The organism is Bradyrhizobium sp. CCBAU 45384 (genome assembly GCF_028128665.1).
GTDB lineage: Bacteria > Pseudomonadota > Alphaproteobacteria > Rhizobiales > Xanthobacteraceae > Bradyrhizobium > Bradyrhizobium manausense.
In genome coordinates this window covers 691,916-705,921 of the sequence record NZ_LBIZ01000120.1, presented here as the reverse complement: position 1 = coordinate 705,921, position 14,006 = coordinate 691,916, and the positions used below count along the sequence as shown (strand labels likewise).

Sequence of the window (14,006 nt, the reverse complement as noted above, 5' to 3'; positions counted from 1 at the left end):
TGATACTCATCCATTCCACCCGACGCGCTGGGGGCAGAGCGTCGGGTTTTTGAAAATTATCACGCGATCTGGCTGTCAAAGCTTGCATCGGCCGCATCGGTCAGCTCCGCCGGCCGCGAGCCGGTATCATTGTTCCGTCAGTCGGGACAACCGGTCAGATCGAGCCGGCGTGTGATCCCGATGGCTCCCAGGAACGCCTCATCGTGACTGACCACGAGCAGCGCGCCGTCATAGGCGCGGAGGCCCGCCTCGACGGCTTCGATCGATTCAAGGTCGAGGTGATTGGTCGGCTCGTCCAGGATCAGCAGCGACGGCGGCGTCGCCCCGCCGAGCACGCAGGCAAGGCCGGCGCGAAACAGCTGGCCGCCGCTCAGACTGCCGACGCATTGCAAGGCCGCATCTGCGCGAAACATGAAACGCGCCAGCGCGGCGTGGCATTCATTCGCACCGGCCCGCGGATTGAGACGCCCAAAATTGTCGAGAATCGAGATCGCGGGATCGAGCAGGCTGACCTTCTGGTCGAACAGCGCGAAGTCCGGCCTCACGCGCACGGTGCCCGCGACAGGGCGTAGCTCACCGGCGATGAGCTTCAACAGCGTCGTCTTGCCGGAGCCGTTGGGCCCGACAATCGCGACGCGCTCCGGCCCGACGATGGCAAGCGATAGATCGCGCAGGATCGGCCGTTCCGGCTGATAGCCTGCGCGAACACGATCAAGCCAAACCACCTCCCGCCCCGCCGGGAGCCGGGTCGACGGTAGCTTTACAGTCAGCGGCTGAAGGATCTCGATGCGCCGGCGGGCGGTGTCGAGCGCATCCCGAGCCTCCGCGCGCCGCCGCTCGGCGATCTCTGCGGCCCTGCCGCCGCTGTCCTCGCTGCGATCCTTGCGCGCGCCTGCAAGGATTCGTGGCATGTCGCCCTTGGCGCGCTTCCTCTTGCCACCGCTGTCCTTGCGCGCCTTGCGTTCGGCCGCCTCCTGCGCCTTGCCGTCGATCTCGGACAAATGCTTCTCGGCATGCGCGAGGTCGTGCCTGACGGCCGCAAGCTCGACGGCCTTTTGCGCGCGATAGCTACTCCAATTGCCGCCATAGCGGGTCGCGCCGAGCGAGGTCAGCTCGACGATGGCGTCCATGGTCTCGAGCAGTGCCCGGTCATGGCTGACGACGATCGCGCCGCCGCGCCAGGCGGCAAGCAGATCGATCACGGCACGGCGCCCGTCCCGATCGAGATTATTGGTGGGTTCGTCCAGCAGGATGAAATCCGGCGCGGTGAACAGCAGCGCGGCGAGACGAACGCGCGTGATCTGCCCGCCCGACAAACGGTCCAGCTCCGTATCGGGCGCGATATCGAAGCCGACGCGCGCCAGGGCGGATGCGAGCCGCGTCTCGAGCGCCCAGTCGACCTCGGCGACATCCTCGGCGGACGCCTCGCCACGCTCCACCCGGCGAAGCAAGTCGAGAGACTCTCGCGCGCCAAAGAGGTCGACGACCCGCATGCCGCCGCGCAGCTGGGCGTCCTGCCGCAAGAGGCCAACGGTGCCGTTGACGACCATGCGTCCCGCCTGCGGGACGTGCTCGCCCGTGACTGCGGCGAGCAGCGTTGTCTTGCCGACGCCGTTGCGGCCGACAAGGCCGGCGCGTTCCGCGCCGAAGATCAGATCGATGTTGGAGAGGAGCGAGCGGCCGTCAGGCGTGGACAGCGACAGGTTCGACAGGATGATGGAAGCAGGCATGGAATTCCCCGTGAGCAATGCGGATCGGCGTTGCGGTCGGGGTGAAATCCATGGCTGCTGACATCCTTGATGAGAGCCTCGCTCATAATTCGGCCGGGTGGCAAGATCAAGGCATGCCGTCGCGAAGCCAGCGGCTACGCCAGCCTGTCGAACTGAACCTTGCCCGCTTTCATCACCAGCGGGATGTGCTCGCCCTGACCGAGCAAGCAGCCGACATCACGCAACGGATTGCCGTCGACCACGAGCAGATCCGCAAGCGCGTCGGGCACGATCCGGCCGAGCTTACCCTCCATGCCGAGCACCTCGGCCCCGATTACGGTCGCGCTGGCGATGACCTCGCGCGCCCCCTGGATTTCGGCACGGATGCGGAACTCTTCGCTCTGGAGGCGTTGCGACGGGCCGAGCAGGTCGCTGCCGTATCCCATCTTCACCCCGGCCTTGCGATAGATCTCGAGCGAGCGCAGGCCGGAATCGCGGACGTCGGCGATCTTGGCGACGCTCTCCGGCGGCAGGCCGAACTTTGCGCCCTCATTGGCGAGCGCTTCATAGGTGATCAGCGTCGGCACCACGTAAGCGCCCTTCTCGGCCATCAGGCGAGCGGTCTGATCGTCGACCAGATTGCCGTGCTCGATGGTGCGGACGCCGCAGCGGACCGCGCGCGCAATCGCTGGAGCCGTATAGGCATGGGCGAGCACATAGGTCTGCCGACCCTGCGCTTCGTCAACGATGGCGCGGATCTCGTCCTCGGAGTAGCCGAAGGCGCCGACCGGATCGGTCGGAGAGGCCACGCCGCCGGACGCCATGATCTTGATCTGGTCGGCGCCCATCTGCAGCTCCTCGCGCACCGCCTTGCGCACGCCGTCGACACCGTCGGCAACCCGCGCCAGCGCGCCGACCCGCACGCAGCAGGGACAGACGGAATCGCTGGCCAGATAGTCCGAGCGGGCCCGGCCGTCGCCATGGCCGCCTGTCTGACTCAGCGCACGGCCCGAGACGAACAGGCGCGGACCATCGGTCAGGCCGGTCTCGATGGCCTGCTTCATCGCGTGGCCGGCGCCACCGGCATCGCGGACGGTCGTGAAACCTCGCCGCAGCATGCCCTTGAGAATCAGCGTCGAACGCAGCGTCACCAGGACATTCGGCATTTTTGCCTGTGCCGCCAGGTTGAGCTCGATCGCGATGGTATGGACGTGCAGGTCGATCAGGCCGGGCATCAACGTCCTGCCCTTGAGATCGATCGTTCGATCTGCGGTGGCCTGGATCGGCCGGTCCGAGACCTCCTTGATCATGGCATCCTCGACCAGAACGTCATGGCCGGTCAGCAACTCGGGCCGGAGCGGATCAAGCAGCGCGGCGTTCTTGAAAAGAGTGCTGGGCATGGAGGTTTCCTCTATCAGGCCATCAAAAGCAGCGCCGGCAGCGCGAGTTGGGCGAACGGAAGACACGCGGCCACGTCGTCCTTGTCATACCAGCCGGCTTCGTGAAGCAGGTTGAGCGAGCCGAGCGTGCGGCCGCGCCAGCGCACCGGCATGTTGAGCACGCTGGCGCAGCCAAGCGAGGCGATCAGCTCGTGGTCGGGGAACACGGTGCGCAGATCGTCCTGCGTCCGGCCGATATAGGCCTCGCCGGAATCGAGCACGGCTTCGGTCCACGGTCCCGGCGCGAGGCGCTTGCGACCGCCGGTGGGGTACGGACCCGGCAGATTGGAATAGACCCGCGCGGCTTCGAAGGTCGCGCCGTCATAGGTCAGGATCGTGAACAGCTTGTGCCCGATCGCCGACTTCAGGGCTTCGTCCAGCGCCGCAAAGATCGCGCCCGGTTGATCCGCCCTGTCCTGCGCCGCTGCCACGGCGCAGAGCAGCGGATCGGCCGGGCGCCTGGTCGGCCTCATGCTGTTTCACCTGCGGCGATCTCTTCGAGCGAGCGACCGCGCGTCGGCACGCCCATCAAGACGACGGTGACCGCCCCTAACAGCAGCACCGTGGTGGTGACGCCGAACACGCCGGCGAAGCCGAAATTGGGATAGAGGTAGCCGACCAGGATCGGCGAGACGATCGCGCCGATGCGGCCGATGGCGGAAGCAAGCCCGGCGCCGGTGGTCCTGATCGGGGTCGGAAACACTTCGGCGGTGTAGGCATAAACACCGGCATAGGTGCCGTTCATGAACAGCGACAGCAGAATTCCCGCCAGTATGATGTGCTGATCCGTCTGCGCGAAGGCAAGGCCGAGCGCGCTGACGCCGCCGAGGACCATATAGGTCGCAATGGTCGCCTGCCGGCCGATCCGCTCGTTGAAATACGCGGCGCTGAAATAGCCGGGAATCTGCGCGCAATAGATCGCGATCGAATAGCCAAAGCTCTTGGTGATGCTCATGCCATTCTGGACCAGGAGGCCGGGGATCCAGACGAAGAAGGAATAATAGCTGAAGGTGATCGCAAGCCACATGATCCAGGTCATGATGGTGATGCGCGCCTGGCGCGCCGCCAGAAGCGCTGCGAAATTGGCAAGCAGCGTTCCACCGGTGCCGGCGGGAGGGACGACTTCGACCACCGGCGGCGGCAACACACGGCCCTCGCGCGCAAAGACAGCCTCGATGCGATCAAGCACGGTCTCGGCTTCCTTCTCCCGTCCCCGGCTCTCGAGCCAGCGCGGCGATTCCGGCAGAGCGCGCCGCCACCACAGCAGCATGACGACCGGCACCGCCGTGATCACAAGCACGATACGCCAGCCATTGTCGTAGGAGGGAACGATGAAGTAGCCGAGCAAGGCCGCGGCCACGAAGCCGAAGGAGAAGAAGCCGGCGAGCGCCCCGGTGAAGGCGCCGCGGTAACGTCGCGCCACGAACTCCGCAAGATAGGGCGCGATGATCGCGCTCTCCGCGCCCGTGCCCATGCCGGCGACGATGCGGGCTGCGAAGAAGGCCGGCCAGGTATCGACCATCGCGCTGACGATCGATGCTGCGCAATACAGCGCCAGTGCCGACATCATCACGGCGCGGCGCCCGATGAGATCACCGAGCGTGCCGGCGAACAGGGCGCCGAACAGGAAGCCGATATAGGTGCTGCTGCCGAGCACGCCGATCTGGACGCTCGACAGATTCCACGCCGTGCGCAGCACCGGCAGGATGAAGGCCAGCACCGCCGCGTCCATCGCGTCGAACATGTAGCCGAGCCCACCCATCAGCAACAGATGCGTGTGGAAGCGTGCAAACGGAAGGCGCTCGATGCGCGCCGATATCATCGACATGAATATCCCCCTCGATCCCCGCGGGCCGGCACCCGCTTGTCGTTCGGGACGAAATCATAGACAGAATGACGTTATCGTCATAATTTATAATGATGATCTAGTACATCACTGTGGTGAATATCCGTGTCCTTCCGCGCGCTCGACCTCAACCTGCTGAAAGTCTTCGAGGCATTGATGACCGAGGGCAGCGTCACGCGCGCGGCGAGCGCGTTGACGATGACCCAGCCCGCCGTCAGCAACGCGCTCGCACGCCTGCGCGATGCGCTCGGCGATCCGCTGTTCGTACGGTCCGGCACCGGGATCCGTCCGACCCAGCGCGCCGTCGTTCTCTGGGAGCCGATCGGCGAGGCCCTGGAAAGCGTCCGCAGCGCGCTCGACGAGCAGGTGTTCGATCCGGCTCGCGCCCAGACCGAGTTCACCCTGTCGATGTCGGACTACGTCGCCTCGCTGGTGATGCCGAATTTGTTGAACCATCTCGGCGAGATCGCGCCCAAGACGCGGGTCCACACCGTGCCCAACACCATCCTGGAGATCGCCGATCAGCTCGAGGGCAATCGGGTCGATTGCGTGCTGAGCGTTTATGTCAACGAAGCGCAGCAGCCGACGGCGATTCGCTCACGCTCGCTCTGGACCGTCGACTATGCCTGCTTCATGCGGCGCGGCCACCCGCTCGCGGCCCGGAAGCGTCTGAGCACGCGCGCCTTCCTGAACGCCGGGCATGTCGACGTGACCCTGGCCGGCAAGCGAGCGCCGACCTACGATCTCTTCCTGGCCTCGCGCGGGCTGTCGCGCAATTTGGTCGCGACCGTCAATCATTACAGCGCCGCCTATGAAATCGTGCGCCAGACCGATCTGATCGCCGTGCTGCCGAGCGATCTGCGTTCGCAGTCGCGTCACGCGCCGTTCCTGCATGCGATGCCGCTGCCGCTCAAGGCGCCGGCGCGGATCGTCAGCCTGTTCTGGCACCAGCGCAACGACACCGTGCCTGCGCAGCGCTGGCTGCGCGAGACCCTGGTCGGAATGTTTGCCAAGTCGGAATGGGCGAAGCAGCGCCTCAACGGACGGCCGAAGCATGGAAACGCTCGATGCCGAGATCGCTGATGCGAGTCTGGGTGCCGCCGCCCACGATCAGCTCCGCCATCACGGCGCCGGCGCCGGGCCCGAGCTGGAAGCCATGCAGCGAGAAGCCGAACTGGTGATAGAGTCCCTTGTGCCGGCTGCTCGGCCCAAATACGGGGATATCGTCCTTCATCTTCGCCTCGATGCCGGCCCAGGCGCGCACGATGGTGGCGCTGCGCATCACCGGGAACAGCTCGAACACGGTCTGCGCGCTGGTTGCAAGGCTCTTCCAGTCCAGCACCGTCTCGTTGCGATCCTGGTAGGCCGTCGCCAGATGACCGCCGCCGATCAGCACGGTGCCGTTCTTGAATTGCTTGAAGGAGAGTTTTCGTCCACGCAGGATCACGACGGGATCGATGAAGTGCGGCACGCGCGAGGTGATCATCAGCATCGGCGCCACGGTCTCGACCGGCACCGGCTCGCCGAGATCGGCGGCGATCTTGCCGGCCCAGGCGCCGGCGGCATTGACGAGCACTGGCGCGGCGTAGCTATCTGAGCCAACGTCGACATGCCAGAGGCCGTCACGGTGCCGGATATTGCTGGCGGCGACGCCCTCGCGCACGGTCGCGCCGAGCTGCTCGGCCTTGCGCCGGAACGCCGTTGTCGTCTGCGCCGGGTTGGCCGCACCGTCGCGGCGCGACACCACGCCGCCGGGGCAGGTCTCGGCCACCGCGGGCACAAGGCGCCGGAGCTCCACCGCGTCGATCAGCTCCTCATGGGTAAAGCCGAGCGTGTTGAGTTCAGCCACGCGTGTACGGCAAACGGCGAGCTCCTCCTCGTTCTCCGCGACCAGCACCTGGCCGTAGCTTTCGAAGCTGCAATCATCGTCGAGGAGATCGGTGATCTTCTCCCAGATGCCCATCGAGCGGATCGAGAGCGGAATCTCGGGGATATGCCGCGCGAGCTGGCGGACGCCACCGGCGTTGACGCCTGAAGCGTGGCGGCCGGCATAGTCCTTCTCGATCAGCACCGGCTTCAGGCCGGCGAGACACAGATGCAGCGTCGTCGAGCATCCGTGGATGCCGCCGCCGATGACGATCGCATCCACTGATGTGGTCATCCGCGCACCACGGCCCTGACGTCCTCTTCCGTTTTCGGGACGGCGGCGAGCTCGGCAAGGGTGATCGGTTTCACCGGTGCGCGCAGGCGGTAATAGCCGATCTCCTGCGGGGTCTTGGCCCGAGCCTGCGCCATCAGCTCCGTCACCGTGAGGCCGCAGAGCCGGCCCTGGCACGGCCCCATGCCGGTGCGGCGGTAGGCCTTGAGCTGGTTCGGCCCGGTCGCGCCGATCGCCACGGAATCCAGAACATCCTTTGCCGTCACTTCCTCACAACGGCAGACGATGGTGTCACCTGAGGGAATGCGGAACTGCGGCGCGGGACGGAACAGCGTGTCGAGGAACACGCGGCCGCGCTCGGCCCTGGCGAGATCGGCGCGGAGCGTCGCCACCGGCGCAAGTTTGGCGGCAGCCGCAGGCGCCAGCGCTTCGATCGCAGCGCGCGCGGCAATACGACCACGGACCACGGCCGCATTGGCACCACCGATACCCGCCCCGTCGCCAGCGATCGCGATGCCGGCGACCGAAGAATTGCCGTTCGCATCCAGCACCGGCGACCAGCACAATTGCAGATCATCCCAGCGATGCTCGATACCGGCCGCCATCGCCAGATTGACGTTGGGGACGACGCCCTGATGCAGCAGCAGCAGATCGGCAGGGATGGTCTCGCGCTTGCCGCCGGCGACGTAGCTGACGCTCGCGAGCTGGCCGTCGCCAGCCGCAGCCAGCTCGGTGACGCCGGAGACGACCTGCACCTTCGCCTTCACCTCGCGCATCATCGAGAGGCCCTTGGCGAAATAGGGCGAGGTGAGGAATGCGAAGGCGTGCGGGAGCGCTGCGAAATAATTGCCGCGCCCGGTGGTGTCGAGAATGCGATCGATGCGGCCGCCAAGACGCAGGAGCTGGGCGGCCAGCAGCCAGAGCAGCGGGCCCTGCCCTGCGATCACGGTGCGACCATCGGGCACCAGGGCCGACGATTTCAGCATGGTCTGTGCCGCGCCAGCGGTCATCACGCCCGGGAGGGTCCAGCCAGGAATTGGGAACGGCCGCTCCAGCGCGCCGGTTGCCAGAATCACGCGTTTGGCCCTGATGAACGCAGAGGCGCCGCCGATCGAGACGGCGATATCGAGATTGCGGTCGAGGCTCCAGACGGTGGCACGATGGATGACTTCGGCCTTGCTCGCGCGGAGTGACTGCACGAGATCGGCACCGACCCAATAATCAGCACCGAGCTGACCACGGTCCGTCACCGGCGTCGACGAAATGGCGCGGAACACCTGGCCACCGGGACCGATATTCTCGTCGAGCAGCAGCGTCGTGAGACCTGCCTCTGCGGCTGTGGCAGCGGCGGCAAGACCCGCAGGTCCGGCGCCGACCACCACGACATCGTAGTCTTCGCGCTTGGGAGCAACGCTCATCTTCCGATCTCCCGCTTGCCCTTCTGGATCTCGATCTGCATGCCCTCGGCCACTGGCACGAGGCAGCCCTGGCGATTGCCGACGCCGTCGATGGTGACGAGGCAGTCGAAGCACACGCCCATCATGCAGTAAGGCAGACGCGGCGCGCCGCTGACTGCCGTGGAGCGCCGTGCGTCCCGGCCGGAGGCCAGCAGTGCTGCTGAAACGGTGTCGCCCTCGCGCGCCGCGACGGCAACGCCGTCGACGAAGATCTGCACTGGAGGACGTTTGTCCTGTTCGGATCGTCTAAACATGGGATGCCTCGTGGCTCCTTAATATCTCTAATAGCCGCTGTTGTTCGCAGCGCCGGCGCCGCCAAAACGGCTGGCCGAGAACGCGCCGACCAGCTCGGGCTCGAGCGCGCCCTGCGCGACCATGCGTGCGATCTCGAAAGCGTGGTTGGAGGCGAGCGTCACTCCGGAATGGCAGCAAGCGACGAAGGCGCCGGGATGCGTCTCCGACTGGTCGTAGATCGGAAAGCCGTCCTGCGGCATGACGCGGATGCCGGACCAGCTCCTGACAACGTTGAGCCGGGACAGATGCGGAAACATGCGCTGCGCGCGATCGGCCATCACGCCGCTGATCGACGGCTTCAGCGTACGATCGTCCAGTTCGTCCTCCTTGCTGTCGCCGATCATCACCGTGCCCTCGTCGGTCTGGCGGATCGTGGTCAGCGGATGCGGCAGGAACGGCATGGTGCGCTCGGTCACCACGACCTGGCCGCGGGTCGGGCCCATCGGCGCGTAAAGGCCGACCATCGGCGCCAGCGCCTGGTTGGCATTCCCGGCGGCAAGCACGATTTTGGCGGCGCGCAGCTCGCCCTGCGGCGTGGTCAGGCGGAATTCGCCGCCGCTCTTGCTTATCGCCGAGACCGGACGTTCGGGAAAATAGGCGATGCCGAAGGCCTTGAAGCCGGTATGGAACGCGCGGAACGTCCGCAGCGAATTGACGTGGCCGTCGAGCGGACAATAGCTGCCGCCGGAGACCTCTGGCCCGATCAGCGGCAGCCACTTCTTCACCTCGGATGCGGACAGCATCTCCATCTTGTAGTCGGCCGCGCCGGTCTGGTTGTGCATGCGCTTGACGAGCTCGGTGCGCTGGCCGAACTCGTCATCGCCGAGCGTAAGGTGAAAGCCGCCGTTCTGCTGAAGCGCGACATCGAGGCCGGTCTGCTGCTTCAGCTCGGACGCGAGCCGCCCCCAGGCCTGCGAGGCCTGCACCGTCCAGACCGTATAGGCGGGCATGCCGAGGCCCTTGCTCTGGACCCAGACCAACGCAAAGTTTGCACGCGAAGCGCGCTTGGTGATGTCACCTTCGTCGAGCACAGCCACGCTCTTGCCGAGCCTTCCGAGGCCCCAGGCAATGGCGGAGCCGAGCAATCCGCCGCCGACCACGGCGACGTCGTATTCAGTTCGCATAGGTTCTCCTATCGTCCCGCATCGCCCTTGCCGACGAGCACGCGGTCGAGCCCGTAGAAGCGGTCGAGCAGAATGAGGGCGGTCATGGTGACAGCGATCACGCAGGCCGAGACCGACGTCACCAGCGGATCGATGTTGTCCTGGATATAAAGGAACATGCGCACCGGCAACGTCTCGGTGCCGGGTGCGGCGAGGAAGACGGTCATGGTGAGATCGTCAAAGGACTGGATGAAGGCGAGCGCCCAGCCGCTGATGACGCCGGGCAGGATCAACGGCAGGGTCACCCGGCGAAACAGCGTCCAGCCGCCGGCACCGAGCGAGACCGCGGCCATCTCGACGGTGTGGTCCATGCCGGTTGCCGCTGCCAGCGTCAGCCGCAGCGCGAATGGAAACACGATGACGACATGCGCGATGATCAGCGCCGCAAAACTGCCGCCAAAGCCAACCGATGTGAAGAAACGCAGGAAGGCGATGCCGAGCACGACATGCGGGATCATCAGCGGCGAGAGGAACAGCGCCGCGAGCGCATCGCGGCCGCGGAAGCGATAGCGCGCGATCGCGAGCGCCGCCGGCACGGCAAACAGCAACGCCACGAAGGACGACAGCGCGCCAAGACCGAGACTGACCCAGAACGCATGGATGAATTCGGGATATTGCGCGATCGCCCTGAACCAGCGCAGCGAAAAGCCGTTGGTCGGCAACGACAGAAAACCCTCGGGGGTGAAGGCGACGAGGCAGACCACCAGGATCGGCGCCACCATGACGATGACGAAGACGGTGTGGAAGATCAGTGCGAGCGGGCCGTTCCGGCTCATCGGAACACCTCCGCATAGCGGCGTTCGATCAGTGCGTTGCTGCCGACCACGATCAGCACCAGCGCGACCAGCAGCAACGTGGCGACGGCCGCCCCCAGGGGCCAGTTCAGCGTGTTGAGGAATTCGTCATAGGCGAGCGTCGCCGCGACCTTGAGCCTGCGGCCGCCGATGATCGCGGGCGTCGCAAAGGCGCTGGCCGAAAGCGAGAACACGATGATCGCGCCCGACAGCACGCCCGGCATGATCTGCGGCATGATGATGCGGCGGATGATGGTGACGGGTCCGGCGCCGAGCGACATCGCGGCATTCTCGATCTGCGGATCGAGCCGTTGCAACGCCGCCCAGACCGACAGCACCATGAACGGCATCATCACGTGCGCGAGCGCGACGACCATTCCTGTTTCGGTGAACATGAAGGGAATGGGCGAACGGATCACGCCAAGCGTCATCAGAAGCTTGTTGACGAGGCCGTTGTTGCCGCCGAACAGCAGCGCCCAGCCGAGCGTGCGCGCCACCACCGAGATCAGCAACGGGCCGAGAATGACCAGCAGGAAAAAGCTCTTCCAGCGGCCGCTCATGCGGTTGAGGATGTAGGCTTCGGGCGCGCCTAACAGCGCGGTGAGCAGCGTGGTCAGGATCGCGATGCGAAAGGTTCGCCAGAACATCTCGGCGTAATAGGGATCCGTCGCGATCTCACGCCAGTTCTTGAGAATGAAGATCGGCTCGATGCCTTTGTACTGGCCCCAATCGTGGAAAGACAGCATCACGGTCATGGCGAGCGGGATCACCAGCACGCCGACGAACAGCATCAAGGCGGGCGCCGTCAACGCCCATGGCGCACGCGCGCTGCGCTCCTCGGCGGCCATGCTCATGCGCCAGCCCTCGGGCGCACACTCATGTCTTGGGAACTCCAGGTCAGGCGAACCGCCTCGCCTTCGGCCGGCTGCGGCTTGCCGTCGTTCTGACGGATCACGATCGCAAGGCCGCATTCGCTCTCGCACTGGAACAGCCAGTGATTGCCCTGGAAGATGCGGGTGACGATCTTTGCGTTAAGGCCAGCATTGCCGAAGCCGATACGTTCGGGGCGAATACTAACGGTGACGGGGCCGCTGAGACCCGCAGGCGCCGGCGCACTCCAGGAGCCGGCCACGAGTTGCGCCGGCGTGGCGGTCCGATCAATCGTGCCGGCAAAGTCGTTGGTCTTGCCCAAAAACTGCGAGACGAAGGCCGATGCCGGCTTTTCGTAGGTCTCCTGCGGCGTGCCGATCTGCTCGATCTTGCCCTGGCTCATCACCACGATGCGGTCGGACAGCGACATCGCCTCGTTCTGGTCGTGGGTGACCAGGATGGTGGTGGTGCCGATGGTGCGCTGGATCTGGCGCAGCTCGATCTGCATCTCCTCGCGCAGTTTTGCGTCGAGGTTGGACAGCGGCTCGTCGAGCAGCAGCACGCTCGGCTTGATCACCAGCGCGCGTGCCAGCGCCACGCGCTGCTGCTGGCCGCCGGACATGCGGCGGGGATGGCGGTCCTCGTAACCGGCGAGGCCCACCATCGCGAGCGCGGCACGGACGCGCTCGGCCCGATCATTGCGCGGCACATTGCGCATCTCGAGGCCGAAGGCGACGTTCTCCGCCGCGGTCATGTGCGGAAACAGCGCATAACTCTGGAACACGATGCCGAGGCCACGCTTGGCCGGGTGGATCGCGGTGAGGTCCTTGTCCTCCAGGCGGATCGCGCCGCGCGTGGGATCGAGGAAGCCCGCGATCATCTGCAAGGTCGTTGTCTTGCCGCAACCGGAGGGACCAAGGAAGGAGATGAATTCCCCCTTGCCGACCGCTAGACTGAAGTCATCGACCACTGTCTGCGCACCGAATTGCTTGGCGACCCGATCGAGCTCGAGATAGGCCATACGCTGTCTCCGCCGCGGACGATCAGATCAGCGCTCGACCTCGCGATTCCAGCGCTTGGTCCACTCCTCGCGCTTGTCGTTGATGGCGGTCCAATCCGGATTATAGAGCTTGGCTGCACGCTCGCCGATCGGCGCCATCTTGCCGAGTTCCGGCGGCACCTTCAGCGACTTCAGCACCGGGCCGTAGCCGTAATCCTTCAGCATCACGAGCTGGATCTTTGGATCGAGCAGCATTTTCACGAAGCTGGATGCGAGCGGCGAGGCGTTGGGCTTGTTGATCGGACACGCAGTGGTCAGCAGCGTTGCCGCACCTTCCTTCGGATAGACGAAGTCGACGGGGAAGCCGGTATTGGCAAAGCTCTGCACGCGGCCGGTGCCCCACACCGCGATCACGGCCTGGCCGGACTGGAACAGCTCGGTCATCTTGCCCGGCGACGGCTCATAGGCGAGCACGTTCGGATTGATCTCGTCCTTGAAGATCTTGAAGCCGGAATCGACGTTGGACTCGCCGCCGCCGTTCATCTTTGACAGCATCACGAGCGCTTCAAGACCATAGGTGTTGTTGATCGGCGGGATCACGAGCTGCTTGGCGTATTTCGTGTCCTTCAGATCGTTCCACGAGGTCGGCGGCGCCCAGCCTTTGTCCGCGAATACTTTGGTGTTGTACATCAGACCAGTCGCGACGATGCCGATCGCGACCGCGCGGTCATCCTTGAAGCGTGCGGTGTCGTAGAGATCAGCGGTCGGCAGGCCGTCGAGCTTGCCGCAGAAGCCGAGCTGGATCGCCTGATACATCGGGCCGTCGTCAACGATGGCGACGTCGATCTGCTGGTTGCTCTTCTGCGCCTGGAGTTTTGCCAGCGTGTCGGTCGAGTTGCCGGCGACGTACTCGACCTTGACGTTGTTCTCCTTCTCGAAGGTCGGGATCACCTCGTCGCGGATGGTCTTCTCGAACGAGCCGCCATAGCCGGCGACATAGAGCGTTTTCTGCTGGGCCGAGACGGCCGTTGGGATGGCAATGAGCGCTGCGATGCTGACCGCGGTCAGAAGGCTAGAAGTCTTCATGAGGACCGATCTCCAATACCGGAATGAGGTGACGTGCCGACAAACCCTGCGAGAAGCGACTTGCCGCATTTCCTTCCGCGCCGATCCCCTTTGAAGCAGGGCTCCGGCCCCTGCTCGACGGGTTCTGGCGCGATCTGGGACGTTTTGAGCCCCAATCTGCCGAAAAAGCGGTCTGTCTCCAGCTCTGATG

At 65.3% G+C, this 14,006-nt stretch carries 13 protein-coding genes; 1 reads left to right on the top strand and 12 read right to left on the bottom strand.

The annotated features are described in order from the left end of the window. Positions 1-137: 137 nt before the first annotated feature. From XH80_RS43085 to XH80_RS43070, 4 genes are all read right to left on the bottom strand, one after another. A complete protein-coding gene (locus XH80_RS43085) occupies positions 138-1,730 on the bottom strand; it encodes an ABC-F family ATP-binding cassette domain-containing protein (protein ID WP_271603858.1) in 1,593 nt (530 codons plus the stop codon). 134 nt (positions 1,731-1,864) lie between these two features. Beyond that, positions 1,865-3,109, bottom strand: a complete 1,245-nt coding sequence (locus XH80_RS43080; RefSeq protein WP_271603857.1) for a metal-dependent hydrolase family protein — start codon at positions 3,107-3,109, stop codon at positions 1,865-1,867. A gap of 14 nt (positions 3,110-3,123) precedes the next feature. Then, complete coding sequence (locus tag XH80_RS43075; protein ID WP_271603856.1) at positions 3,124-3,621, bottom strand: GAF domain-containing protein; 498 nt, start codon at positions 3,619-3,621, stop codon at positions 3,124-3,126. Next, positions 3,618-4,976 (bottom strand): MFS transporter, encoded by a 1,359-nt coding sequence (locus XH80_RS43070; protein WP_271603855.1) that lies wholly within the window; start codon positions 4,974-4,976, stop codon positions 3,618-3,620. Before XH80_RS43070 ends, XH80_RS43075 begins: the two co-directional genes overlap by 4 nt. A 117-nt stretch (positions 4,977-5,093) precedes the next feature. Here XH80_RS43070 and XH80_RS43065 point away from each other — a divergent pair, with 117 nt between their 5' ends. Next, positions 5,094-6,077, top strand: a complete 984-nt coding sequence (locus XH80_RS43065; protein ID WP_333969085.1) for a LysR family transcriptional regulator — start codon at positions 5,094-5,096, stop codon at positions 6,075-6,077. Here XH80_RS43065 and XH80_RS43060 read toward each other — a convergent pair. Genes XH80_RS43060 through XH80_RS43025 form a run of 8 tightly spaced genes read right to left on the bottom strand, consistent with a single transcriptional unit; the run spans position 6,031 to position 13,816 of the window. Further along, on the bottom strand, positions 6,031-7,155 hold the full coding sequence (locus tag XH80_RS43060; RefSeq protein WP_271603853.1) for an NAD(P)/FAD-dependent oxidoreductase: 1,125 nt from the start codon (positions 7,153-7,155) through the stop codon (positions 6,031-6,033). The genes XH80_RS43065 and XH80_RS43060 overlap by 47 nt on opposite strands. Beyond that, positions 7,152-8,570 carry a (2Fe-2S)-binding protein gene (locus XH80_RS43055; protein WP_271603852.1) on the bottom strand — a complete coding sequence of 473 codons (1,419 nt, stop codon included), beginning with the start codon at positions 8,568-8,570 and terminating at the stop codon, positions 7,152-7,154. The genes XH80_RS43060 and XH80_RS43055 overlap by 4 nt, the downstream gene beginning before the upstream one ends. After that, positions 8,567-8,863 (bottom strand): (2Fe-2S)-binding protein, encoded by a 297-nt coding sequence (locus tag XH80_RS43050; protein WP_057759242.1) that lies wholly within the window; start codon positions 8,861-8,863, stop codon positions 8,567-8,569. The genes XH80_RS43055 and XH80_RS43050 overlap by 4 nt, the downstream gene beginning before the upstream one ends. A gap of 27 nt (positions 8,864-8,890) precedes the next feature. Continuing rightward, positions 8,891-10,027: an NAD(P)/FAD-dependent oxidoreductase gene (locus tag XH80_RS43045; protein ID WP_271603851.1), complete on the bottom strand. Its 1,137-nt coding sequence runs from the start codon at positions 10,025-10,027 to the stop codon at positions 8,891-8,893. An 8-nt stretch (positions 10,028-10,035) separates the two neighbouring features. Continuing rightward, the gene (locus XH80_RS43040; RefSeq protein WP_271603850.1) at positions 10,036-10,842 is read right to left on the bottom strand and encodes an ABC transporter permease; all 807 of its coding nucleotides are present in this window, start codon (positions 10,840-10,842) and stop codon (positions 10,036-10,038) included. Continuing rightward, positions 10,839-11,714, bottom strand: coding sequence for an ABC transporter permease (locus XH80_RS43035; RefSeq protein WP_271603849.1), 876 nt, complete (start codon positions 11,712-11,714; stop codon positions 10,839-10,841). Before XH80_RS43035 ends, XH80_RS43040 begins: the two co-directional genes overlap by 4 nt. Further along, positions 11,711-12,751, bottom strand: a complete 1,041-nt coding sequence (locus XH80_RS43030; RefSeq protein ID WP_271603848.1) for an ABC transporter ATP-binding protein — start codon at positions 12,749-12,751, stop codon at positions 11,711-11,713. Before XH80_RS43030 ends, XH80_RS43035 begins: the two co-directional genes overlap by 4 nt. Before the next feature lie 27 nt (positions 12,752-12,778). Next, positions 12,779-13,816 carry an ABC transporter substrate-binding protein gene (locus XH80_RS43025; RefSeq protein WP_271603847.1) on the bottom strand — a complete coding sequence of 346 codons (1,038 nt, stop codon included), beginning with the start codon at positions 13,814-13,816 and terminating at the stop codon, positions 12,779-12,781. Positions 13,817-14,006: the final 190 nt, after the last annotated feature.

Excerpts from the sequence above, each read along its gene's own strand:
- XH80_RS43050 (WP_057759242.1), bottom strand. The coding sequence starts at position 8,863 with ATGTTTAGACGATCCGAACAGGACAAACGTCCTCCAGTGCAGATCTTC.
- XH80_RS43025 (WP_271603847.1), bottom strand. The coding sequence starts at position 13,816 with ATGAAGACTTCTAGCCTTCTGACCGCGGTCAGCATCGCAGCGCTCATT.
- XH80_RS43085 (WP_271603858.1), bottom strand. The coding sequence starts at position 1,730 with ATGCCTGCTTCCATCATCCTGTCGAACCTGTCGCTGTCCACGCCTGAC.
- XH80_RS43080 (WP_271603857.1), bottom strand. The coding sequence starts at position 3,109 with ATGCCCAGCACTCTTTTCAAGAACGCCGCGCTGCTTGATCCGCTCCGG.
- XH80_RS43030 (WP_271603848.1), bottom strand. The coding sequence starts at position 12,751 with ATGGCCTATCTCGAGCTCGATCGGGTCGCCAAGCAATTCGGTGCGCAG.
- XH80_RS43035 (WP_271603849.1), bottom strand. The coding sequence starts at position 11,714 with ATGAGCATGGCCGCCGAGGAGCGCAGCGCGCGTGCGCCATGGGCGTTG.
- XH80_RS43060 (WP_271603853.1), bottom strand. The coding sequence starts at position 7,155 with ATGACCACATCAGTGGATGCGATCGTCATCGGCGGCGGCATCCACGGA.
- XH80_RS43045 (WP_271603851.1), bottom strand. The coding sequence starts at position 10,027 with ATGCGAACTGAATACGACGTCGCCGTGGTCGGCGGCGGATTGCTCGGC.
- XH80_RS43040 (WP_271603850.1), bottom strand. The coding sequence starts at position 10,842 with ATGAGCCGGAACGGCCCGCTCGCACTGATCTTCCACACCGTCTTCGTC.
- XH80_RS43070 (WP_271603855.1), bottom strand. The coding sequence starts at position 4,976 with ATGTCGATGATATCGGCGCGCATCGAGCGCCTTCCGTTTGCACGCTTC.
- XH80_RS43075 (WP_271603856.1), bottom strand. The coding sequence starts at position 3,621 with ATGAGGCCGACCAGGCGCCCGGCCGATCCGCTGCTCTGCGCCGTGGCA.
- XH80_RS43055 (WP_271603852.1), bottom strand. The coding sequence starts at position 8,570 with ATGAGCGTTGCTCCCAAGCGCGAAGACTACGATGTCGTGGTGGTCGGC.